The sequence below is a fragment of the Rothia sp. 27098_8_29 genome (assembly GCF_041432785.1).
Taxonomy (GTDB): Bacteria; Actinomycetota; Actinomycetes; order Actinomycetales; family Micrococcaceae; genus Rothia; species Rothia mucilaginosa.
In genome coordinates this window covers 180,954-204,977 of record NZ_JAPWAI010000002.1, presented here as the reverse complement: position 1 = coordinate 204,977, position 24,024 = coordinate 180,954, and the positions used below count along the sequence as shown (strand labels likewise).

Annotated in this window: 17 protein-coding genes, 1 pseudogene and 1 riboswitch; of the genes and pseudogenes, 12 read left to right on the top strand and 6 right to left on the bottom strand. The window is 58.8% G+C overall.

Annotation, left to right across the window (positions count from 1 at the left end; genetic code table 11):
* Positions 1-5: 5 nt before the first annotated feature.
* The gene (locus O3649_RS05845; RefSeq protein WP_371573244.1) at positions 6-911 is read right to left on the bottom strand and encodes a methylenetetrahydrofolate reductase; all 906 of its coding nucleotides are present in this window, start codon (positions 909-911) and stop codon (positions 6-8) included.
* A gap of 116 nt (positions 912-1,027) precedes the next feature.
* A riboswitch (SAM riboswitch) is annotated at positions 1,028-1,144 on the bottom strand.
* A 347-nt stretch (positions 1,145-1,491) separates the two neighbouring features.
* Between O3649_RS05845 and O3649_RS05840 the strand changes: the two genes are divergently transcribed.
* The 4 genes from O3649_RS05840 (at position 1,492) to O3649_RS05825 (ending at position 7,748) form a co-directional block, all read left to right on the top strand.
* On the top strand, positions 1,492-3,294 hold the full coding sequence (locus O3649_RS05840; RefSeq protein ID WP_371573242.1) for an ABC transporter ATP-binding protein: 1,803 nt from the start codon (positions 1,492-1,494) through the stop codon (positions 3,292-3,294).
* Between the two features lie 4 nt (positions 3,295-3,298).
* On the top strand, positions 3,299-5,041 hold the full coding sequence (locus O3649_RS05835) for an ABC transporter ATP-binding protein (RefSeq protein ID WP_371573240.1): 1,743 nt from the start codon (positions 3,299-3,301) through the stop codon (positions 5,039-5,041).
* A gap of 36 nt (positions 5,042-5,077) precedes the next feature.
* A complete protein-coding gene (locus tag O3649_RS05830; RefSeq protein WP_005509045.1) occupies positions 5,078-6,079 on the top strand; it encodes an aldo/keto reductase in 1,002 nt (333 codons plus the stop codon).
* A gap of 223 nt (positions 6,080-6,302) precedes the next feature.
* On the top strand, positions 6,303-7,748 hold the full coding sequence (locus O3649_RS05825) for a sugar porter family MFS transporter (RefSeq protein ID WP_371573238.1): 1,446 nt from the start codon (positions 6,303-6,305) through the stop codon (positions 7,746-7,748).
* An 84-nt stretch (positions 7,749-7,832) separates the two neighbouring features.
* On the opposite strand, the gene O3649_RS05820 is transcribed toward O3649_RS05825, so the two are convergent.
* On the bottom strand, positions 7,833-8,114 hold the full coding sequence (locus O3649_RS05820; protein ID WP_314075450.1) for a type II toxin-antitoxin system prevent-host-death family antitoxin: 282 nt from the start codon (positions 8,112-8,114) through the stop codon (positions 7,833-7,835).
* A 175-nt stretch (positions 8,115-8,289) separates the two neighbouring features.
* Here O3649_RS05820 and O3649_RS05815 point away from each other — a divergent pair, with 175 nt between their 5' ends.
* The 3 genes and pseudogenes from O3649_RS05815 to O3649_RS05805 all read left to right on the top strand — a co-directional run bounded on the left by O3649_RS05815 (position 8,290) and on the right by O3649_RS05805 (position 10,015).
* The gene (locus O3649_RS05815; protein WP_371573236.1) at positions 8,290-8,475 is read left to right on the top strand and encodes a type II toxin-antitoxin system RelE/ParE family toxin; all 186 of its coding nucleotides are present in this window, start codon (positions 8,290-8,292) and stop codon (positions 8,473-8,475) included.
* A 12-nt stretch (positions 8,476-8,487) separates the two neighbouring features.
* Positions 8,488-8,583, top strand: a pseudogene (locus tag O3649_RS05810) (type II toxin-antitoxin system RelE/ParE family toxin); the annotation flags it as partial.
* Positions 8,584-8,803: 220 nt separating this feature from the next.
* A complete protein-coding gene (locus O3649_RS05805; RefSeq protein ID WP_005507311.1) occupies positions 8,804-10,015 on the top strand; it encodes a cytochrome P450 in 1,212 nt (403 codons plus the stop codon).
* A gap of 185 nt (positions 10,016-10,200) precedes the next feature.
* Here O3649_RS05805 and O3649_RS05800 read toward each other — a convergent pair whose 3' ends face one another.
* Positions 10,201-11,085, bottom strand: coding sequence for a lytic transglycosylase domain-containing protein (locus O3649_RS05800; RefSeq protein WP_371573234.1), 885 nt, complete (start codon positions 11,083-11,085; stop codon positions 10,201-10,203).
* 214 nt (positions 11,086-11,299) lie between these two features.
* Complete coding sequence (locus O3649_RS05795) at positions 11,300-14,194, bottom strand: multicopper oxidase domain-containing protein (protein ID WP_371573232.1); 2,895 nt, start codon at positions 14,192-14,194, stop codon at positions 11,300-11,302.
* A gap of 330 nt (positions 14,195-14,524) precedes the next feature.
* Between O3649_RS05795 and O3649_RS05790 the strand changes: the two genes are divergently transcribed.
* Positions 14,525-15,913, top strand: a complete 1,389-nt coding sequence (locus O3649_RS05790; RefSeq protein WP_371573230.1) for a glycosyltransferase 87 family protein — start codon at positions 14,525-14,527, stop codon at positions 15,911-15,913.
* Positions 15,910-17,385 carry a glycosyltransferase 87 family protein gene (locus O3649_RS05785; RefSeq protein ID WP_371573228.1) on the top strand — a complete coding sequence of 492 codons (1,476 nt, stop codon included), beginning with the start codon at positions 15,910-15,912 and terminating at the stop codon, positions 17,383-17,385. Before O3649_RS05790 ends, O3649_RS05785 begins: the two co-directional genes overlap by 4 nt.
* 119 nt (positions 17,386-17,504) lie before the next feature.
* Here O3649_RS05785 and O3649_RS05780 read toward each other — a convergent pair whose 3' ends face one another.
* Positions 17,505-19,676: a hypothetical protein gene (locus tag O3649_RS05780; protein WP_371573226.1), complete on the bottom strand. Its 2,172-nt coding sequence runs from the start codon at positions 19,674-19,676 to the stop codon at positions 17,505-17,507.
* Positions 19,677-19,918: 242 nt separating this feature from the next.
* Between O3649_RS05780 and O3649_RS05775 the strand changes: the two genes are divergently transcribed.
* The 3 genes from O3649_RS05775 to O3649_RS05765 all read left to right on the top strand — a co-directional run bounded on the left by O3649_RS05775 (position 19,919) and on the right by O3649_RS05765 (position 22,970).
* Positions 19,919-20,899 (top strand): lysostaphin resistance A-like protein, encoded by a 981-nt coding sequence (locus tag O3649_RS05775; protein WP_371573224.1) that lies wholly within the window; start codon positions 19,919-19,921, stop codon positions 20,897-20,899.
* Positions 20,900-21,043: 144 nt separating this feature from the next.
* Positions 21,044-22,351, top strand: a complete 1,308-nt coding sequence (locus O3649_RS05770; RefSeq protein WP_371573222.1) for a M18 family aminopeptidase — start codon at positions 21,044-21,046, stop codon at positions 22,349-22,351.
* A 271-nt stretch (positions 22,352-22,622) separates the two neighbouring features.
* A complete protein-coding gene (locus O3649_RS05765) occupies positions 22,623-22,970 on the top strand; it encodes a hypothetical protein (protein WP_070541686.1) in 348 nt (115 codons plus the stop codon).
* Between the two features lie 88 nt (positions 22,971-23,058).
* Here the strand turns inward: O3649_RS05765 and O3649_RS05760 are convergent, their stop codons facing one another.
* Entirely contained in the window at positions 23,059-23,805 is a 747-nt protein-coding gene (locus O3649_RS05760; protein WP_371573220.1) for a hypothetical protein, read from the bottom strand.
* Between the last annotated feature and the right edge of the window lie 219 nt (positions 23,806-24,024).

Sequence of the window (24,024 nt, the reverse complement as noted above, 5' to 3'; positions counted from 1 at the left end):
TTGGGTTAGGCGTATTCCAGTTCGCTCAGCGGCTGAGAGAAACGGTTGCTGTATCGGGGTAGGTCCAGCTGATCCAGAACGTCCAGCACCGCCGCATGCTCGTTGAAGGTGAAGAAGTGCAGGCCCGGTGCGCCCGCATCCATCACAGCGCGGCACTGGTTCAGCGCGTAATCCACGCCGATGCGGTGCAACTCTGTGTTGCTGGTCGCCGTCTCTAGGGCGTAGGCGAGGTCCGTCGGGACTTCCATGCCCGCCATCTGGCAAAGATTCTGCAGGCGCTTCAGCGAGGTTACCGGCATGATGCCCGGAATAATCGGAATATCTACGCCTGCCAGGTGCGCCGAATCGACCAGGGCGCTGTAGCGCTCATCCTCAAAGAACACCTGAGTGATCGCGAAATCCGCGCCGGCACGCTGCTTCGACAGCAGAATCTCAATATCCTGCAGCAGGGATGCGGACTCGGGGTGCTTCTGCGGGTACGCCGCCACACCGATGGACACCTTACCCGCCGCCAGGTGGGCGAAATCTTCGCGTTCCACGCGGCGAATCAGCTCGACCAGGTAGCGGGCGAAGGGAAGCTCAGAAACCTGACCTTCCTGCACGTCACCGCGCAGCGCCAGGAAACCGCGCACGCCCAGACCCAGAATCAGGCGGACCGCACGCTCCAGCTCGTGCACCGAGTGGCCTGCACAAATCAGGTGTGCCAGGGGGGTGAGGGAGGTTTCGTGCACCAGGTAGTCGAGCAGCGCCAGCGTCTTCTGACGGCGCTTCGCGTCACCGGAATAGGTGACCGAAACGTAGTCGGGGTTGGTACCCTCAAGCTCCGCAATGGTGCGAATCAGCGACTCACAGCTTGCGTGTGAGCGCGGAGGGAACAGCTCAAAAGAAAGAGCCGGGTGAACTGTCGTCATGACCATCCTTCGTGTTCACCCGATAGATACACACCGTAAGGGTGCGCGAATTCTTCTGCAGGATGCGCGCCACCGGTTGCGGGTGCGCATCATCAAGGGGTGCCGAAGGGTATTCTTCTCTATCGGTTCTGGCGGGAGCACCTTGTCCGCACCCTGCACCGTGACGGTGGGGGATACTGGCGAGGTTGCTGCGACGTCGACGAGCCAGATCTCTCGGTCGCTCTTGATAGATAACGCCTTCACTTTACCCACCGCCTCCGAGGGCGTGCAAGGGGTGCGGCGGTTGATGTCCTAATATTTCTGGACATGACATTGGGGCGAAATATGAACTTAATATGACCGACTATGACGAAGGGCGGCTGGGGGCGTTGTGGGTAGGGCTGTCGGCTGACCCCTGGATGCCCGGAACTATCGCAGATACGTCTGCTTAATATTCTTGGACACGCACGAATATATGTGTTTTGAATTTCATTGAGGGGTAGGGTAGCTAGTGAGGCACGGGTAGTGTTTCAATGTCCGCTCATCGAGGAGTTTCAGGGCTCAAAGATGAGTTCAATATGACTTTGTGAGCGTGGTGAGAATGAAAAAGCTATTTTCTTCTATACTCTGGTCCTTCCGCCTAGCCTGGAAAACCTGTCCCACAACCCTGGTGAGCGTCGCCCTATCGCTAGCCGTCATTGCCTGCATTCCCTTGAGTCAGTCCCTGCTGATTGGTAATACAGTATCAGCCTTGAGCGGTTCAAATGGTGGCGCGGCCTGGATTTATATCGTTGCTCTTGCCCTTGTTGTCGGAATTAATATCATTGCTAAACGCTGGGTCATAAGTAACATGCTCATCCTCAAATCAAAGGTGAACTATCGGGTTCACTGCATGTTAAATAACAGGTTATCTACATTTCCGTTATCTGATATAGGTAGCACAAAATCACAGGAAGATATACGTGCTGCTAGAGAGGCAATATCGAAACAGGAATTGCAGGTTCACACCATGTCAGTTATGACACTGGTGAGTGCCTTCGCAATGGTGTTACTTCTCTGTCTTAATATCGCGAACGTCAGCATTGTGGCAGCAATTTTTGCGGCACTGTGTTCACTACCCCTATCTATTGCAATGGTAATCCTCGCTAAACGTGATTACGCTATATACACCCTAATGTACGAGGACTATCGGGTAGAGAACTACTATCTAGACAATCTGATGGCTCAGAGTCGAGCCCAAGAACTTCACCTCATGAGAGCCTCCCGATTTTTCTCGCAACGCGTAGCGTCCTGGCGACGCCGGGCGGCCGGTAGGGAATTGAGCCTTGAAAGTGTTAGAGGAATCATCTCCATAGTTGCAGGGCTACTCTGCTCTGTCTTACTTTTTGCGTCCCTGTACTTCCTTGTGGATTCAGGCGCCAATATATCGTATGTGGCCGGATCGCTGATTGGAATCATTGCCTGTGTTGATGCGACCCAAGAGGTGGGATATTCATTTGGTCAGATTATTAATGGAGCATTATCTGTTCAGCAATTCCGAAGGGTATGCGACTCTGATACTTACGACCATGTTTCTGAGATAAAAACTTCTAACCCTAACCATGAAAATATTTCAAAAATTATATGCAAAGATGTATCCGTTCAGTATGAGGGCTCGTCGTCTTTTGCGCTTAAAGATATTAATCTTGAGCTGATGAATAATCAAATGATTGCAGTAGTTGGTGCCTCGGGCGCGGGAAAAACAACGCTAATAAATGCAATTCTTGGAATTACACCAATTGCCCAGGGGAGCATAACGTATAAGGGTGCTTCTTCTGAGAGTAAATACAACATGTTGGCAAATGTGGGTTTGGTGAGTCAAGACTACGGCCGTTATGAACTGACTGTGCGTGAAAATCTTCTTCTGGGTTTGTCGCAGGAGGCGGTTGAGCGTCTTGGTGATGCTGATTTGTGGTCGGCTTTGTCGGTGGCTTGTGCTGATGATTTTGTGCGTGGTCTTGAGGGTGGTTTGGATGCTCAGTTGGGTGAGTCGTTTGGTGGTGTTGGTCTTTCGGGTGGTCAGTGGCAGCGTTTGGCGTTGGCGCGTGTGGTTCTTCGGGATGCGCCGGTGTGGGTGTTGGATGAGCCGACTAGTGCTGTGGATGCTGAGACTGAGGAGGAGATTTTTGCTCGGTTGAAGGTGGCTGCTGTTGGGCGTTTGGTGGTGTTGGTGTCTCATCGTGCGTGGACGTTGCGTGGTGTTGATTCTGTGGTGGTGTTGGATGGTGGGTGTGTGGTGGAGCAAGGAACCTACCGGGAGCTACTGAAGGCAGAGGGAAAGTTTATGGAAATTTTCAAAAATCAGATCTCTGAAGATTCTGCAGGGCGCAAAACTTCCGCTGAAAGGGACTATAAAGATGCGTAAGATTATGGCTAATACTGTTTGGTCCGTGGTTTATGCTTTCAGAAATCACCCCGTATGGACCGTTTCCTATCTAGCGTCTGTTGTGTGCCTATCACTATTCCCTGCTCTGCAGATGGAGGCTGTCACTAGACTTGTTGAGCATTTGGGCCAGAGCCAGGATGAAGTGCTCCCGCTAGCGCTGGGGGTTAGTTTTGTGCTGGCAGGATACATTGCCCTGGGACAAGCATCAGACTCTCTGCGTATGATTCTAAATTCTCGAATGTCAAGTACGGGTATTCAGAACGTATCTTCTCGTCTGGCGACTTGTTCCTCTCAGGAAATCGCGAGTGGTGATTATGCTCGCTCATCAAGGGCAGCTCATGAAGCTGTGACAGGGGGGAGTCTAGGATCTCAAGTTTCCACTATGGGTGCTCTGATATTCATCATTTTTTCGACGGGAGCCCTTAGTTATTCCGTAGGAAAGATCAATGTATATGCTTCACTCTGCATGCTTGCAGGCATGATTCCTGTTGCCTTGATGTCACATCTCTATTCGAGTAAAAATGCTGAGGCAATGGAAAAAATATATTCATATAGCTACAACGCATGGCATAGCACTAACCAGATTGCACAAATAACTACTGCTCGTGAGCTTGCAATTCTTAATGCTCGTTCATTCTTTGCGCGTCGCGCTAATCAAGAACGGAAAAAATCCGGTGAGGAGGAAATTGGCCTAGCTCGTTACATCCTCAGAATATATACAATTGTTGGTTTTATAAGCGCTGCATTGCTAGCTTTAGCCCTTATTTTTCTAGCGGCCTCGGTGCCGGCTCCCGGTGCTCTTGCTGGAGCTGTTATAGGTATTACCTCGGCTATAGTCTCGCTTGGCTCGATGGGAAGCGACCTTAGCTCGATGGCAGCGGGGTCAAACGCAATTGATATATATCGAAAGTTTATTTCTAGCGCACAGCCCAAGCAGAAAAATTCGGTTGCCGATACCTACCTCGAGATTTCCAGCGTTTCCATTAGGAATCTTGCTATCCAGTATCCAAAAGCTGATTCTTTAGCTCTTAAAAACATCAATCTCACTTTTGGTCCCGGGCAGATGATTGGTATTGTCGGGCCCAGCGGATCGGGAAAGACAACCCTAGTAAATGCACTCATGGGTATGCTTAAGCCCTCCAAAGGAGACATCCTAATCGGAGATAAGTCGGTACAGGACATATCACCTGATGATTTATTGGCAAATGTGGGTTTGGTGAGTCAAGACTACGGCCGTTATGAACTGACTGTGCGTGAAAATCTTCTTCTGGGTTTGTCGCAGGAGGCGGTTGAGCGTCTTGGTGATGCTGATTTGTGGTCGGCTTTGTCGGTGGCTTGTGCTGATGATTTTGTGCGTGGTCTTGAGGGTGGTTTGGATGCTCAGTTGGGTGAGTCGTTTGGTGGTGTTGGTCTTTCGGGTGGTCAGTGGCAGCGTTTGGCGTTGGCGCGTGTGGTTCTTCGGGATGCGCCGGTGTGGGTGTTGGATGAGCCGACTAGTGCTGTGGATGCTGAGACTGAGGAGGAGATTTTTGCTCGGTTGAAGGTGGCTGCTGTTGGGCGTTTGGTGGTGTTGGTGTCTCATCGTGCGTGGACGTTGCGTGGTGTTGATTCTGTGGTGGTGTTGGATGGTGGGTGTGTGGTGGAGCAAGGAACCTACCGCGACCTAACGACCGACCCCACATCACGCTTCAGGAAGCTCTTCGCCTCCCAACTGGAGGGAAAATAACCTCGTAACATACCCGCACAACGTAGAGTTAAAAACATGGAACGTATTGAATCTCCCGTCTACCGCAGGCTCGGCAACTCCGGCCTCGTCGTACCCAGCGTCGGCATCGGCTGCAACAACCTCGGCCGCCCCGGCACCCCCACCCGCACCCAAGAAGGCACCAACGAAGTCATCGCCGCCGCAGTCGACGCCGGCATCAGCTTCTTCGACATCGCCGACCTCTACGGCGCCGAACCCGGCCTCTCAGAAACCATGTTCGGCACCGCCCTCACCCAGCTCGGCCTCGATCGCGACGAACTGACCATCGTCACCAAATTCGGTCTGCCCGTCGGCGACCTCAACGGCAACGACCGCAACGCCCGCGGATCCCGCCGCTACATCATGCGCGCCGTCGAAGGGTCCCTCCGCCGCCTCGGCACCGACTACATTGACCTGTACTTCTACCACAGCCCCGACCCCAACACCCCCATCGAAGAAACCCTCAGCGCCCTCGACCAGCTCGTACGCGACGGTAAGGTCCGCTACCTGGGCCACTCCAACTTCTCCGGCTGGCAGCTCGCCCACGCCGAACACTGCGCCCGTGAACTCGGCACCGAACGGTTCATCGTCGCTGAAAACCACTACAACCTGCTCGACCGCCGCGCAGAACTCGAAATCCTGCCCGCCGCACGGCACTTCGGCATGGGTGTGCTGCCGTACTTCCCGCTCGCTAACGGCCTGCTGACCGGCAAGTACCGCCGCGACAACATTCCCGCCGGTTCGCGCCTGTCCCACTCCAAGAAGAACGTGCTCGACGCCGCCAACTGGGACCAGCTCGAAGCCTTCCACACCTTCTGCACCGAGCGCGGCATTACCGAGGTGCAGGCGGCGTTCTCCTGGCTCGCACAGCAGTCGCCGGTCACCTCCGTCATTGCCGGTGCGACCAGCGCCGAGCAGGTGCGCGCCAACGCACAGGCGGCGTGCCTGCGCTTCGACGCTGAGGACCTCGCCGCCCTGGACGCCATCTTCCCGGCACCCGAGAAGATCGCGCTGTTCTAAACTCCGGCTCCCTCTCAAAGGGACACTCAGGCGGTCGCACGTGTCGGCCGTAATATACGCTGAAAAATGTCCGTGGTGAGAAATAAATATCACCCGCCGCACGTTTTCGCTAGGATTAGGTGAGGTGTGTCTAACCTGACGCACCTCACCTAGCCCACTGACAGTGCTGAAGAACCACCAATGTCGGTGTAATCTCACCTAACCCCTCGGCATAAAGGACACCATGAGCGCACAGAGCACCGCCTCCACCCTGCCCCCTCTGGGCACCGGGAAGCACAGTCGATACCTCGGCATCATTGCACTCATCGCCACCTTCGGCGGTCTGCTCTTCGGCTACGACACCGGAGTGATCAACGGCGCGCTCGAACCCATGAGCCGCGAACTCGGCATGGACTCCACCGCCCAAGGCTGGGTCACCGGATCGCTCGCCTTCGCCGCCGCTATCGGCGCACTCGGATGCGGCCGCATCTCTGACCGGTTCGGCCGCCGAACCACCATCATTGGGCTCTCTACCATCTTCTTCATTGGTGCCCTGGCGTGCGTCTTCGCACCCAACGTCGCCGTGCTCATCATCGGGCGCACCCTGCTCGGCCTGGCGGTCGGTGGCGCCTCCGCCGTGGTGCCCGTGTTCCTCGCAGAGCTCGCACCCTACGAAATTCGAGGCTCCCTCTCCGGCCGCAATGAGCTCATGGTCGTGGGCGGTCAGCTTGCCGCGTTCATCGTGAACGCCCTCATCGGCAACGTATGGGGCGAGCACGACGGCGTGTGGCGCTGGATGTTCGCCATCTGCACCCTACCCGCCATCGGCCTGTTCGTCGGTATGCTGCGAGTGCCCGAGTCGCCGCGCTGGCTGCTGCGCGTCGGCAAGCGTGAGCAGGCACTGGCGGTTATGAAGCGTATTCGCTCCACCGAACGTGCAGAGGCTGAGATTGCCGACATCGAGCGCACCCTGCAGGCGGAGGCGACCACCTCCCAGAACACCGCGGTGGGTAAGGAAAGCGTGGGCGTGCGTGGCTGGTTCGTGCGCATCCTGCTCGTCGGTATTCTGGTCGGCGCGGGCCAGCAGCTGACCGGCATCAACTCGATCATGTACTACGGCATTAAGGTGCTCAAGGAAGCTGGTTTCAGCGAATCCGCGGCGCTCATCGCGAATATTGCTCCGGGTACGATTGCGGTGCTCGGCTCGATCCTGTCGCTGCGCCTGATGGAGCGTGTGCCGCGCCGCGTCATGGTCATTACCGGCTATAGTTCGACCGCGTTTTTCCACGTGCTGATTGCGGGCGCATCCATGCTGCTGCCCGCCGATAATGCGGCGCGCCCCTGGATTCTGCTGGTGCTCATCGTCTGCTTTGTGGGCGCGATGCAGACCTGCCTGAACGTGTCGACGTGGGTGATTATGAGTGAGCTGTTCCCGCTGCGTGTGCGTGCGGCGGGTATGGGCATTTCGGCGTTTAGCGGCTGGATGATGAATGGTGTGCTGTCGCTGGCGTTCCCCGTGATTCTGGGTGCGGTCGGTCTGACTGGCTCCTTCATCGGCTTTGCCGTGGTGAACGTGGTCATTGCGCTGCTGATGTTCCGCAACCTGCCGGAGACTCGCGGCGTGAGCCTGGAGCAGGTGGAGCGCGGCGTGATGGACGGCAGTATCTACCCCTCCGCAGGCAAGCGCTAAACCTCGGCGGTTTTTAGGCAAGAATGAGGCGGGCGGCCCCTCCCAGGTGGAGGTGCCGCCCGCCTCGCAATATGCGTTGAAAGACTAGTCTGCAGGGTTTTCTGTGAGGAACTCGTCGAGGCCGATGCGGTAGCCGTCATCTTCGGCGCGTGCCTTGCGAAGAGCCTCAATGTCGAGGAGCTCTTCGTACTCTTCCAGCAGCTTCAAATCTTCGTAGGAGATGAGCGCGGCAACAGTCTTACCATTGCGGCTGATGAGGGGACGTTCGCCGGAGAACACGGCTTCGTTGACTTTGGTTCCGAGGTTGTCGCGGAGTTCTTTAAGAGTCGTGACATTGGAACGAGTCCGGTGAGTGGTGACAGTCATGACTGGTTCCTTTCTGGGGTTTATGCGTTAGCTCCGAGGATAGTTCCTGTGTAGGTTCCAGCCAGGGGGCTACTTATATAGTTTATATAGTACTACAATGTAAAGTATGTAAAAAGTGTACACTTTTTCTGCTAAGGTTGAGGTTAAGATTTAAAGCTCTGCCTGAAGGATGCAGATGACTGCAAACCATCTCTCAAACCCCGCGTACCGGGTCGAATTGACGCGCAAAGCAGCGAAAGAACTGAAGAAAATCCAACGAGAAGACCGGGCAGTCTTCGAGAAAATTATCGCCTGCCTCCGGTCCCTTGGCGATGACCCCTATATGGCGGGAGTCAAGAAGCTACAGGGCGAAGAAGGGTAGAGGGCGCGAGTAGGAAATTACCGCATCCTGTACACCATTGATAACGGTGCGGTTGTTGTTGAGGTCTTCCGAGTTGGTCATCGGCGAGAAGTCTATCGTGGCCTGTAGAGTGAATGCGGCGTGATGGGTTGTAGTGCTGCCGCGACCGCACTGTTCGTTGAATGAGAAGCAAGGAACCCCTACCCTGCGCCACCAATCCATAAATGATAGGGTCAAAGAACAAGTAATGGATTCACGTGCTGAAATGCACGCCCGACCCTGCCCCACACGCATCGCCCGGACGCCCGCATCCAGCACGCCACAACTCTATAACGAACACGGGTGAACAATGACTGAGAACGTACACAACGACTGGGACCTCCGAAGCGAAGAGGTCCAGAAGGACCAGGTAGCTGCCTACGACGCAATGCGCCGCCGTTGCCCCGTCGCCCACGACGAATTCATGGGCTACTCCGTCTTCAAAAACGCCGACGTACAGCACGTACTCGACCACCCCGAAATCTACTCCAACGTCGTCTCCACCCGCCACATCGCCGTCCCCAACGGCATGGACGCACCCGAACACACCACCTTCCGCGCGGTCAACGACAAGTACTTCACTCCCGAACGCCTCGAAAAGTTCGCACCCGTCATCCGCGACGCTGTGAAGAGCCTCATCGCAGAACTGCCCCGTGGCGAAGAAGTAGACGTCATGCAGGGCTTCGGTCAGGCATACGCAATGCGCGTGCAGAACGCCTTCATGGGCTGGCCCGCATGCCTCGAACAGCCCCTCACCGAATGGATCGAAAAGAACCGCGTCGCCACCCTGCGCCGCGACCGCGAAGAAATCGCTAAGGTCGCCCTCGAATTCGACGGCTACATCCGTCAGCTGCTCGACGAACGCCGCGAGGACGCTGCCGCCGGCAACCCCAAGGACGTCACCGCCGAACTGCTCACCGACACCGTGCAGCTGCCCGGCGAAGAACCCCGCACCATGACCGACGAAGAAATCGTCAGCCTCATCCGCAACTGGACTGTGGGCGAGCTGTCCACCGTCTCCGCAACCGTAGGCGTATTCGTCAACTTCCTGGCACGCAACCGCGCCGAGCAGGACCGCCTGCGCGCATCCCTCGCCGACGGCAACGCACTCGACGACCGCAGCGAAATCGCCCTCGCCGTCGAAGAAATCATGCGACTCGAAGACACCCTCGTCACCAACCGCCGCATCACCACTCAGGACACTGAACTCGGCGGCCGCACCCTGCCCGCCGGCTCCCGCGTGACCATCAACTGGGCAAGCGCCAACCGCGACGAGGATGCCTTCGAAGACGCCCTCACCTACAACCCGCACCGCGACCAGTCTCGCAACCTCGTGTACGGCGACGGCATCCACGTCTGCCCCGGCGCGCCCCTGGCACGCCTGGAACTGCGCATCCTGCTCGAGGAGCTACTGCGCGGCACCGAGTCCATTGAGATTGCGGACGAGAGCGAGAAGCCCGCAACCGTGAACGCCGTGTACCCGGTCTCCGGCTACTCGGTCGTGCGCGCCATCTTCAACTAGGCACGCTCCAGCTCTAAAAAGGGCGAGGCGCCGAACCCCGAGAATGGGGGTCGGCGCCTCGCGCTGTTAAGAGTAAATATAAGAGTGAATAGTAGGGGAGCGGTGGCTCGTTTAGCCACGCACTATAGATAAAACGGAATATTCCCAGACGGCTATATAGCCTAGTGGGTTATCCAAAAATGAATTTAGCGGCCGGAACTCGTTGCCGAAGGCTTCGCCGAAGATTCCGCAGAACCGCTCGCAGACGGACGAGCCGAAGCACTCGCAGAAGCCTCCGCCGCAGCCGACGCCGACTCCTCCGGGGACAGAGCCGTACCATCCGCATGAACACCAGCCATCGCCGGAGTCACACCATTCACGAAGCTCAACTTCGCCTGCTTGAACTGGTACTCGGGAGAGCAGGTCAGCTTATACTTCGAATTCGCCAGCTCGCGAATCGACTTCACATAATTCTGAGTCTCCTCATACGGGGGAACACCGCCGTACTTCTCCACAGAACCCGGACCCGCGTTATAACCGGCGAGAACCACATCCTGCAACTCATCCTCATTGGAGGCGTACTTCGCCAAACGAGTACGCAACTCAGCCAAGTAGCGTGCCTGCGCCGCAATCGCATCGTGCGGGTTCAGAACATTACCGCCATTGCCGAAGCTGTAGTGGCCGCCGCTCCACGCGTCATCAGTGAACTGTGCAATACCCTTAGCGCCCTGGTGGGACTCAACGCCCACACGCCAGTGGCTCTCGGTCTCAATCTGCGCCGCCAGCACGCCGGGGCGGAAACCCGACACCTTAGAGCCCTCCTCAAAATCGGATCGGAGAGCCGCCGGAGCATACGAAAGCTCCGTCATACCGCAATAGTCGTCATAGGTGGCTGCCAAGCCGGCAACACCGCCACCCAGAAGGACCGCAGAGGCAATAATCTGCCAATGCGCAAGAACCCCGGCGAGAAAGCGAAGCGGGAAAGCTTTACGCTGCCGAGGAGAAATTTGTTGATCCGCCGGAACGGAAATGTGGTTGGAGGCGCTCGTAGCGTTACGCTCGGAAGGGGCGCCCGAAGTGCTATCTGCCATTCCTATAGACTAGCGCACCATCGCCGTTTATGGTGAAAACACTCCCCTCCGTTGAGGTGAAAACCATAGTCAGAGAGTTCTTGGCGCGTCTTTACCGGAGTCAACATCAAGTGCAGGTACAGACTCCGTGCACGTGAAGGATGACCCCACCCGGTACACCTTTGACAGGGAGCACCAGGCGGGGCCAATCCATGATGGGGAGCTTCAGGAGCCTCTAACGGTTCGTCACCACGATCTTGCCGGCGGCACCGCGTTCCATCTCCGAGAAGGAGTGATTCACGAACACGTAGGTGCCAGACTCCAAGAACTGCATCTCCACGAAGCCACCCTGAGCGGGCGCCAAATCGAGTGCCTGGCTGTGGCCGTCACGGCTACCGAACGCATCCGCGCCGCGGCGCATCAGGTAGCCGCCCTCCTTGTAGACGGTGTCGAATTGCGAACCGACCACGTGGAAGCTCGTGCCGTGGTTCGGGCCCGCAGCCATTACCCAAACACGGATACGCTCGCCCTTCTTCACCTGCAGCGGCTTCGCCTTGTACTGGGTTGCGTGGCCGTTGAACATGGTCAGCGTGGGGGTGCCCGCCGCGATCAGTTCCGGCGAGTTCTCCGCCAGCTTGTTACCGTCGGAGGCGGTCTTGCCGGTGTCGTGCAGGTACGCCTCGCCCTGAACCATCACGTACTCGTGATCTACCGGGTCAAGGTCCGCCGGGTCGATAATGACCGCGCCGTACATGCCCTGGGTCATGTGCAGGCTCAGCGGGGCGGTGCCGCAGTGGTACAGCCAGATACCGGCGCCCTTCGCCTCAAAACGGTAGACGAGACGCTCACCAGGGGCGATGGTCTTCATCGTGTTATCGGGGGAGACCATGCCCGCGTGGAAGTCCAGCGAGTGGCCCATCGTGCCGTTATTGATGAGTGTAATTTCAAAAATGTCGCCGACCTTGCCGCGCAGAATCGGTGCCATGTTCTGCCCGTTGAACGTCCACATGTGAACGGTCACGCCGGGCGCCACCTCGCGGTCGACTTCCTCAACTTCCAGGGTGACCTTGCGGACGGTCTTGCCGTTCACCTGCGTGGCGGTGTTCGGCGCCGGGATGTTCGGGTCGCGGTACTTGTAGCCGCTGCCGGGCGCTGCGGACATGTCAATCCTGCTGTTCGCAACGGTCATGAGGGTCGGGGCGTTACCCGACGCGGCGTGGTTGTGGGTGCCCGTAGAACCGTGGTTGTGGCCGCCCTGCGCCACCTGGTTTGCGGAGGCGCCGGTCGCCTTCACCTTGAACACCATGCCCAGGGAGCGGTGACCCGCCACGGAGCAGTAGCCTTCCTGGTCGGCGGTAATGACGCCGGCGTCAACGGTTTTCGTTTCGCCGGGGTTGATGGTGCCGGTGGTTGCGCCGTTGTCGAAGGTCAGGTCGTGGGTCATGCCCTCGTCGTCGTTGGTGACCTCGACGACCAGGCGGTTACCTGCGGGGACCTCTACCTCGGCGGGGGTGAAGCGGTAGTTGCTGGTCGCCTTCACCTGCACGGTGGTGGTCTGACCGGTCGCAGCCACAGAGCCCGCCGAGGAGAACGACGGCAGGTTCAACGCGGACGGGTTCACGGCGAAGCCCAGCAGGAACGCCATGGCAACCGCGAGTGCCGCCTGGAAGCTCTGCTTGGCGTGCGGGACGGGTTCGGGGGTGAGCGCCTCCTGGTTGAAGACGGGCTTCTCGCCGCGGGCGCGTGCCGCCATCATTTCCTTGCGGGTGTTCACGGACGCCTTCACGCCGCGCACCATGAGCGGAATGAACGCCATGAGCGCCAACGCACCCACGATAGCGACGGCAATCTTAATGGACTGGCCCACCATGGAGCTGGGCATCATGAAGATGAGCAGCGCCAGGTTCACGGCGGTTACGCGTGCCGCCGCGAAACGGCTGAACTCCTTGTTGGAGGCGCGCACCACCGCCGGGCCACCGCCCATACGCTGCGGCAGCAGGTAGCTCATCGCGCCGAGCAGCAGCTGCAGCAGGAAGCCGACCACAAAGATGGGGGTCACGGCGCGCATGTCCAGCTGCGCGAAGGGGACGGTCGCCACCAGGTAGGCGGTGGTCGCTACGCCAATAATCAGCCAGAGGAAGCCCATACCCACGCTCATGGGCGGGTACTCATTCGGGCGCTTGGTGCGCAGGGTACGCACCATCACCCAGGCGACAATCAGCAGGGCAACCAGGTAGACGACCAGACCCGCAGCAGCAAGCGGACGCATCCCTAAAATCGCGCCGACAACGGTCAACGCCAAGCCACCGCACATCAGGTACAGGGCGCGCAGGCTGTGGGTGAGCGCCTTATCCACCATCTTGGTACGCAGCATGGTCGGCCAGAACGTCACCAGCGTACCCACCGCGGTAATACCGACGAAGCCGAGCACGTTCACTGCCTCGTGCGCGAGCAGGAACTGCGAATGCAGGGTGCCGGACAGGTTCGGGTAGGCAATCATGCCGCCAAACGCCGCACCGAGGGGCAGCAGCAACGCCGCAACAATGTAGAAGCGAATGGTCACACCGAACCGCGACGGCAGAGCCTGACGCACCTGCTTCAGCAGGTAGATGCCGTGCCAGGCGACCATCGACCCGACAATGAGGGCGCCCACCACCGTGGCGGCGTAGAGGCCGGGCACGCTCAGCTGACCGACCATGCCGATCATGAGCACGAGAATACCGGCGTTCAGAATGAAGATTCGGCGCACCTGGGTTCCGCGGTGCTCGTCAGGAATCTTGATTTTCATGAGCGCTTCGGTGAAGTGCTGCGACCAAATCAGGATCGAGTTCGTAATCAGGCCGAGGGTGACAATGTGCACCATCAGCCAGCCGCTATTCGGGATAAACCTGTGCAGCAGAAGTACGCCGACAAGGGTAAACATCCAGTGGGAGACGGGCTTGGAGGCGCGACGATGCCACGTACCGCGACCGGATGCGCGGCGTGCAATCTCTTCGGGGGTGAGGTTTGCGCCGGGCACATCAGCCGGGCGCGCGCCAATGCTCAGGCCGGAGGAGCCGCCTCCGGAGACGTTTGCGGGCTTGCCGCTCGTGTTCTCGCCTTCGGGTGGGGTGCCGAGATGTTCACTCACGTGATCACTGCTTTCACTGCTGGTTGTTCGTGGACGTCGGTGTGCGGGTCGGCACCCGGTACCCCTGCGTTGGGGCGGGTGCCAATAAGCCCATTATATTGCCCGGATAGTACCAATTTTGAAGACATGACGTGCATATGAAGGCAGCTCATATCGTGATAGTTGTGCTTGTGTGCTCGAGCGGTTCTTCCCCTGCGAATCTCCCCCTGTGATTCTTCTCCCCAATGCATCCTTCACAGGTGCGCGCGATAAACTATTAGGATTCCAAAATCAGATGCCCGCCCACCCTACGCGCGCATCCGCCGGCACCAAGGTAAGGACAAACACCTCGTGACAAGGACTGACTCCACCACCCCCATCTGGGGAAAAATCGCTATTGTGGCACTCATCCTCATTGTTGGCGGTGGATACGTCATCAAAATGCTCACCAACCCCTTCAGCGGTATGGACTTCTCCATCTACCGTCTGGGTGCGATGACCATTTTTGATAACGAGGGCTTCACCCAGGACCTGTACTCCCCGACCCTGAACGATCACGGCGTCATCAAGCCGCCGTTCACGTACCCGCCGTTCGCGGCGATGCTGTTCTTGCCGTTCGCTTTTATTCCGCTGGAAGTTGGCAAGGTCATTATGGTGGTCGGTTCGGCTGTGGTGGCGTGGTGGATTTCCACGATCATTTACAACTACGTGAATGCGCGCGGTCGCGAACTGCCCCTGCAGCAGTACTTTGGTCGTGCGGGCACGATTGCGGTGCTGACTATTCTGGTGGTTTCGGCGGGGCCGTGGCAGCGCACCCTGGACCTGATTCAGATTAACCCGTTCATTACGGCGCTGATTCTTGCCGATTTTGTGCGCCCAGCAACCCGCGTGCCGCGCGGCGTGCTGATTGGTATTGCGGGCGGCGTGAAGCTGACCCCGCTCGTGTTTGGTCTGATTCTGCTGGTCCGCCGCGACTGGAAGGGCATCGCGACCCTGGGTGCAACGTTCTTCGGCACCATTGCGCTGGGTTTTATTCTGATGCCTAAGGACGCGCTGGAGTTCTGGTTCTCTGCGCTGACGAACCCCTCCCGTGTGGGTGGCCTGAACTTTGTGGATAACGTCTCGATTCAGGGTTGGCTGCTGCACTTCGGTCTCTCTGAGAGCGCCGCGAAGCCCGTCTACTACGCCCTGGCGCTGGTCACGATTGTGCTGACTGCCGCGCTGCTGTACCAGCTGGAACGCTGCGGTGCCGCGCTGGCGCAGGTGGCGGTGACCGCCTCCTTGATGGTGGCGCTGTCGCCGATTAGCTGGTCGCACCACAACGTGCTGCTGCCCCTGCTGGCTGCCGTGTTCATCATGGATGCGTTCCCCACCTATTTTGCGGTTCAGCCGGCGTGGCTGCGGGTGACAGCGACCGTGTTCGCGGTGGTTGCCGTGCTGGGCCTGTACCTGTCGCCGATTAGGATTGCGTCCTGGTTCCACGGTAGCGCTGATGGTTTGGAACAGCTGGCCCCGGGCGCGTTGGCGGTTTCGGCTATTCCCGCGTTCTGCCTATGGGTGACGATGACGCTCTGGTCGGTTGCCGCCCTGAGCGCGCCGGTGCGTGGCGCGAAGGTTGAGCCCGTGCAGTACGGTTCCGTGCGTAGCGACGCGCCCCTGGGCTGGTGGGGCGCTCGCGCCCTGGTGACCGAGAGCGCCGAGTCTGTGCGCGCCGCCGCTTCCCGTGAGGCAACCGCGTGAGCCGCGACAAGAATCACGAGAAGAACGCCGAGGCGGCTGCGCCTATAATCCCGTGGGCTTCGGCTGGCTCTACTACTGCACCGGTTGCGGAACTGGCTGCTGAAAGCGCTGTAGAAAGCGCGGAGCCTGCCGCAGAGCCCACAAAACCTGCGCGTCGCAGCTTCTTTGACCGCATCCCCGGCATGCGCAGCGGTGCTCTCTGGGCGCACCTGCTGTTCATCCTGGTTGCCCTCTACGCCTTCGACTACGTGACGCACGCGGCGGCTGACGATATTTACGTGTACCGCCTGGGTGCTGTCTCCCTGGCGGATGGCCCCGAGGGGTTGCAACTGTACAGCTTCCGCACGCGCGGCCTGCCATTCACCTACCCGCCATTTGCGGCGCTGCTCTTCTACCCGCTCGCGTTCCTCACCGAACCGCAGAGCATGCTGCTGATTACCGCCATTATTTGCGCGCTCAGCTACTGGTGCGCGTACCTGCTGTACTCCTATGCGCGGAGCCGCTCGTGGCGTCTGCCGTTACAGAAGCACCTGGGTCATTGGGGCATGGTGTCGCTGATTGCGGCGCTGATTTGGATGTGCGGCCCGTGGCGTTTGACCACGCATTTTGGGCAGATTAACGCCATTATTTTGGCGCTGATTCTTGCCGATTTTATGCGCCCGGCAACCCGCGTTCCGCGAGGTGTGCTACTGGGTATTGCGGCGGGTATTAAGCTGACCCCGCTCGCGTTCGGTCTGCTTCTGCTCATGCGTAAGGACTGGAAAGGCATTGCGACTCTGGGTGCGAGCTTCGCCGCGACCGTGGGTATCGGCTTCCTGGTGATTCGTGAGGAGTCGCTGACGTTCTGGTTCCACGCGGTGCATGACACTTCGCGTGTGGGCTGGTTCAGCTACTTCGATAACGTGTCGATTATGGGTACGCTGACCCACGCGGGCCTGCAGCATCACCTGACGGCTACCGCCCTGTCGGTGGTGCAGGTGGCGTTGACCCTGCTGATTGTGCTGGTTACGGCGGTTCTGCTGGTTCCGCTGGTTCGTGCCCGCGCGCTCATGGCGCAGCTGGCGCTGACCGCGTTCATGATGCTACAGATTTCGCCGATTAGCTGGTCGCACCACAACACCTGGTACCCGCTGATGCTCGCCGCCGTGGTCATGGAAATCTTCCCGCTCATGTACCAGCGGGTCAGCTCCTTCGTCTTCACGCTGGCTGTTATCTTGGCGACTGCGGCGCTGGTGGGCATGTACATTTCGCCGTTCTGGATTGTGCTGGCGTTCTCCCCGCACTTCAACGCGGATCAGATTCTGATGGTGCCGGAAGGCTCCCTGGGCCTGATGGCTGGCACCATGCCGTACCAGCTGATGTACCTGTTTATTCTGGTGACGTTCTTTGTGTACCTGGCGAATCGTCAGCTGGTGGAGCGTGCAGCACACGCCGCGGGCGCCGAACTGGCGGAGGTGAAGTACTCCTGCTAAGGTAACGGGCGCCTCCAGCAGGTGCACAGCTTTCACCGGGTATAAAAGTATCCCCCGCACCCATGACGGGTGCGGGGGATACTTTTATGCCCAGCCTACTGACCTAGTCAGTCACGCTGTTAGTTAGTGCCGATGCTCCAAGTAATGTTGGAGTCGGTACGAACCTGCATGTAGCTCTTGTTGCTCTGAACCCACTGCATGCTGCTCTTCACGGTCGGAATGGTCGAGGAGAAGAACGGGTCGTTCTTGGTCGCGTTCAGAACGGTGAAGCCGCGGGTGGTCGGGCCGCTGGTCTGGAACTCCATGGTTGCCTCGGTGCCTTCGTAGGTGAAAGCGTAGAAGTTCATGGTGCTCTGGAACTTCTCACCCTTCTTGTAGTGGGGTGCGGAGTCTGCATCGTAGACGCGGATGGTCCATTCGCCCTTACCGGTCAGCTCCAGCTTGCGGGTGGGGGTGGAGTGGCCGCTCGCGTCAATCCATGCGGTGCCCTTGAGCTCCTTGCCGTCGCGGGTGGAGTCGATAACGCTCACACCCGAGGCGATGTTGCCCTTATCGTCACGGCTGGTGATGAAGGCGTTGACCACACCGTCTGCGGGCTTGAACTCGTAGTAGAGCAGGCCTGCGGACACATCGCCCTTGATCTTCTCAATGTCGATGGTGTCCTTGTTGTCGGCGACGGTCTTCTTGTATTCCTTGAACTCACCCTCGGGCATCTTTGCTTCAGCAGCAGCGATGGGTGCTGCGGAAGAAGCGGAAGTACCTGCTGCCGCGCTCTCAGATGCGGGCGCTGCGGAAGAAGCCTCAGAGGATGCCGCCGCGGAGGATGCCTCAGCGGAAGTAGCCGCCGCGCTCGATGCTGCCGCAGAATCGGAGGTGGGGTTCGAGCCGCCACGCGGAATCAGCATGACAATCGCCAGGATGATAACAATCAGCAGAGCCAACGCACCACCGATAACACCCCAAATCTTGGTGCCGGAGAACAGACCCTTCTTCTCGGAGTCGTCCTCGCCCTGACCTGCGGGCTCGGTGACGTAGGGGTTGCTCAGAGCCACGGTTGCCTGGTCCTGATCGGACACCTGACCCGCGTAGGGCTGAGCGTTGTACGGCTGACCCTGGTAGGGGTTGTTCTGGTACTGGCCGCCCTGGACGTTCTGGCCGTCCTGGAAGCCCTGGCCCTGGTACTGGCCACCCTGGAAGTTCTGGCCCTGGAAGCCTTCACCCTGGAAACCATCAGCCTGGTTCGGCTGGAAGCCGTTCGGCGCCTGACCCGCCGGGATGAACTGTGCGTTCTGGCCGCCCTGCGCGTTCTGACCGGGCTGTACATTCTGGCCGGGCTGTTCCGAGAGGTTCACGGTACGCTCGGACAGGTTGACGGTGCGCTCGGTTTCGGGGGTGTGGAACTCAACGAGCGGGGAGCTCTCAATAGTGTGGGGAGCCTCTTCGACGGAGGCGGGAGCATTAGCTGCGGGAGCTTCAGCGACCGGTTCAGCTGCCGTCGGTGCCTCGGGGGCAACCTCGGCGACGGGCTCAACAACAACGGGCTCTGCAACAGGTTCGGAAACGACCGGCTCAGAAGCGGCGGGCTCGGACAGTGCGGGCTCAGCAACCGGAGCCTCAACAACGTGCGCCTCAACGGGCTGCTCGGAAGCAACCTGCTCAGCAACAACAGGCTCGACAACCGGCGCTACGGGAGCCTCAGCAGCGGGCTCTGCAACAACAGTCTCTTCAGCCGCAGCTTCTTCAACTGCGGAAGACTGGAATGCGAGAACCTGCTCGGGCAGAGCGGTGCCGGTCAGCGGAACCTGAGTCAGGTGACGCATCGGCTTGGGCTCGGAGGACTCCTCAGCGGACTCAGCCGCGGGTGCCTCTACCTGCTGTGCCTCAGCCTGGGGTGCCTCAACGTGGGCCGCCTCAGCCTGGGGTGCTGCCACCTCCGGAACCTCGACGACCTGCTCACCTTCGAGCTCAGCGGCGAGCTGCTCCAGGTCAACGTCCTCAACGGTCAGCGGTGCCGCGACCTCGGCGGGCTGCTCAGCTTCAACAGCAGGCTCAGCAACTACGGGCTCAGCAACCTGCTCAGCCGGAGCCGCCTCGGCAGCGGGCTCCTCGGGAATCAGCGGCTCAATAGTAGCCTCTTCAACCTGAATGGGTTCAGGCTCGGGTTCTTCGACCCACAGCTGCCAACCTTCAGGAACGGGACCCCACGCGGGGTCGGGGCGCCACGTAGGAGTGGGGACCCATCCAGCAGGAGGAGCGGGCCAGTTGGGCGGCGGATTGAAGACGAGTGCCATAAGAAAGCAGCCTTTCTGGTGCTGAAAAAACACCCCGGAAGAGCGGTCATCAGCGACTATGTATATGAGCGTATTGTCGCTACAAATTATGGCATAGGTTCAGAAAATGAACCCCGTGAATGGTGGGTTTTTAGCCTTATTCACGGCTTTTTCAATGGTTTTGGAACATTCCGTATCAATCAGTACTTGAAGGTTGCCGCATGCCCGGTCACCATCGACCCCGCGGAGGCTAGGATTAAAGAATGAACACGACACCGCCTCCCGCACCCCCGCAGGTAGCCACCGGAACCCCCGCTGCTCCTGCGCCTGTTGCAGGTCTTGCCTACCACCGCCTCTCCCACGCCGACCCGAAATCCCGCTGGTTCTCACCCCTGCTGGAAGGTCTGCTCGGCGTCACCGTATTTATTGGCCTCAACCTAATCATTTCAGTTGCCCTGGCTGTGGCGATTATGGGTTCGGGACTTTCCCTCCAGGATGTAGCTACGAACCGCTCCGTCATTATGGAACACCCGGCGCTGTTCGCCCTGACCTTCCTCTCCCTGATCGCCATTGTGCCTTCGCTCTTTCTGGCGCGCCTGGTCGTGGGCCCGAAGCCCTGGGGTTTGATCCATTCGGTGGCGGGCCGTCTGCGCCGCTCACTGCTACTTCCGTACCTGGGTTTGAGCTTCGCTGTCTATGGCATCTACTACGCCGTGATGCTGGCGTTGAGCGGTGAGAGCCTGCCCGAATACCGCTATTTTCAACCTCCACAGGTTGAATTTTGGGTTTATGTGGCGATGATGCTGCTCCTGGTGCCCGTGCAGTGCTACGCCGAAGAGCTCGCCTACCGTGGCTTCATGATGCAGATGCTGGGCCGCTGGCTCCGCACCCCCTGGCTGCCGATTGTGCTGCCAGCCGTGCTGTTCATGCTCTCCCACGCCTACGACCCCTGGGGTCAGAGCACGATTCTCGCGATGGGTATTTACGCGGGTTTCCTCTGCTGGTACACCGGCGGTCTGGAAGCCTCCATCAGCCTGCACGTGGCAAATAACGTGATCCTGATGTTGCTGTCCATGGTGGCTGGTCTGGATCCGTTCGCCTCCGAGGGTGTGACCCCCGTGGATGCGCTCCAGGGTATCGTTCTGGAAGGCGTGTACGTGGTGCTCGCCTGCCTGATCTTCAATGCGCGCGCTCGCCGCGGCGAGGTTTCACGTGAAACACAACCGCTCAAGGTTGATAAATAGGCTATTTGGCGGGTTGTTCTAGCTCAGCTACCCCGGCCCGCCCGCCCCGCTCCATTCGAGCCTCACCAGGGCTCATACTTCACGCCGCGTGGACTACCAGCCCCGGTCACCCCATCAACACCCAAGAAAAGGTAGGGTTAAACCATGACTGTTGATGCTGTAAAAAATATTGAAGACCTCGCCGCATTCGTGGTGGAGTCGCCGGTCTCTTACCTCGCCGCGCGCACGGTAGCGCGCCGCCTGCAAGCAGCAGGCTTCACCGAGCTTGTAGAGACCGAAGCATGGGACCCGCAGATCGCAACCGGCCGCCACTTCGTCGTCCGCGACGGTGCGATTATCGCCTGGGCTGGCGGCGCGAAGGCGCAGAAGGCAAGCGGCTACCGCGTGCTGGGTGCACACACTGACTCGCCCTCCCTGAAGATCAAGCCCTCCTCCTCCATTACCACGAAGGGCTGGCACCAGATTGCTGTTGAGAACTACGGCGGCGCACTGCTGAACTCCTTCCTCGATCGCGAGCTGTGCGTGGCGGGCCGCCTCACCGTCCTTGAGGGCGGGGAGCTGAAGGACCGCCTGGTGCGCACCGGCCCGATTGCGCGCATCCCGCAGCTGGCGCCGCACCTGGACCACAAGCGGAACGAACTGGTGCTGGACAAGCAGTTCAACATGTACCCCGTGTGGGGCGTGGACCCGGCGGAGAATGACGTGCTCGGCTACATGGCGAAGCACGTGATTGACGGCGAGCCGGTCGACCCAGAAAGCATTGTGGGTTACGACCTGCTGTTCGCTGATTCGCAGCCGCCGCGCCGCTTCGGTGCGGATCAGGAGCTGTTCGCATCGGGTCGCCTGGATAACCTGTCTTCGGTGCATGCGGGTTTGACCGCCCTGGAGCGTTACGTTGCCGATAATGCGGATGAGCACGCTACCGAGACTGTGATGCTTGCGGCGTTTGACCATGAGGAGCTTGGTTCGGAGTCGCGTAGTGGTGCGGCTGGCCCGTTCCTGGAGGATATTCTGGTGCGCCTGTCCGCTGCGCGCGGTGAGAGCACGGAGGAGTACCGCCGTTCGGTGGCGGCGTCGTTCTGCCTGTCGGCTGATGCCGGTCACCTGGTGCACCCGAACTATCAGGGTCACCACGACCCAACCGTGCAGCCGCTGCCCGGTGGTGGTCCGCTGCTGAAGATTAACGCGAACCAGCGTTATGCGACGGATTCGGTGGGTGCTGGCGTGTTTGCTGCGGCGTGCGCGAAGGCTGGTGTGCCGTATCAGGAGTTCGTGTCGAATAACAATATGCCGTGTGGTTCGACGATTGGCCCGATTACGGCGACTCGCCTGGGTATGCGCACTGTGGATGTGGGTATTGGTTTGCTGTCGATGCATTCGATGCGCGAGATGTGCCATGTGGACGATATGGCGTACATGACGCGCGCGGTGGAAGGCTTCTTCCGCCTCTAAATTGAATCCCGCTGAGGTATGAACAGCTGGGGAGTGGGCGCCGGGAACGTAAGGTTCCCGGCGCCCTTATTTTTTAAAAATTTTTCAAAATTTTTCGGGGGGGGGGAGCTGTTTACCTCTTGAATAGGGTCTATGTGTGCTGTAAAGTAACCCACAATACGTTATACACGTGTTGCAGACTACTTGTTTTTGAGAAGTTTTCACCAATGATGGTGCGCCATCAGCTCGTCACCGGCGTAGCGAGCGAACCCCAACATGAAAGGCGGTTCCCATGTTCTTCGATATTTCTCTGATCCCGCTGGCGGTTTTGATCCTTGTGGGTCAACTGAAAAAAGCACCACCAAGGTTGCTAAACAACCCTAGCTATCAAAAGGAGAGGGAGCAGGTGCTAAAGCATCGGCGCATCCTGGATACGCTCGGCGTGGGTTTTGCTCTTGCCCTGATGATTATTCAGTGGGGTAACCCCGCGTTATCGCTTGCCTTTCAGGCGTTCGTTATTTGGTTGATTCCCAGCCAGCTGTATGATCTCTGGCAGAAGTTCAATGTGTCGCGTGGGGTACTCTTCGCGTGTGCTATCGCGCTGATTGTTATTGAGTTTGGGTTGGCGCTCCTACCCTAACCTGAGCCGTATAACAGTTGTGGCGGTGACCGAATAACGGTCACCGCCACAACTATTTTTAAACAGACTCAGATTAGACGGGGTTCGATTAGACAGGGTTGTCGGGGCTGGGCAGGGTTACCACCTCAGACCAGCGAGTATCCTTAGCAGCCGCACGGTTCGCGTCGCTCTTCTGCTTCACATCGGCTGGCGCCTGCTGCGCCCACAACTCAAAAGCAACAATGTAGTTCTCGGGGTAATTTGCCGCGAGCAGCTCCTGTCGGGTCGGGAAGTACTCCTTACCCTCTCGAATATCGACGTAGTTGCTTGCCTTGTAGGGGTCTGCGTTCTGGATGTCAGTGCGCGGGCCGGAGGCTACCTTTCCGCTTGCCACGTTATTGTCATCGATAGCGCGTACCCATGCTGCGGCGTAGGCGTGATCGGCCTTGTTCTTCTCGTACAGTGCCAGGCACTCGGCTCCTGCTGATTCAGCTTCGGCGCGGGTGGGGAAGTTCGCCTGGTTGCGCACAACATGCCGCGCGGAGACGTAGGAGGGGAGTGCCGTTCCGCGGTCGGCGCTGATGGCTTCCTGCTGCTTGAGGGTTTCAGCTTTCGCGGTTTCGTCAGGTTCAAGGCAGGGGGCGGTTGCCTTCTTCGCCGCGGAAGAGGAAGCGGACCCGGTGGCGCTTGAAGCTGACGGGGAGGAAGCCACGGCCGTATTCGAGGGTGCCGGAGTGCTGGATGCCGTGCTGGTGGAGCTACCGCAGGAGGCAAGAAGCAGGGGGAGAATCGCCAGTGCGGCACTGCATCGTAGACCGCTGGAATGTAACGAAAGAAAAACAGGGGTGTGGGTCATGAGACCACCTCACAAGTGGGATGGAACGATATATTGCGTCTAAACATACCGAATATTTGATACATGGTCAATGGAAAATGTCACCTTAGTTTAAAACCAACACTCTAGACGCAAGATGTGCAACCCAGTAGTCTTAAAGTTCTGACCTGCTTAAATATGTGGTAGATGGGGTAAGAGTGCGGAGGCTTTGCGGGTCGCCTACCTATCCCAGTATTGGCT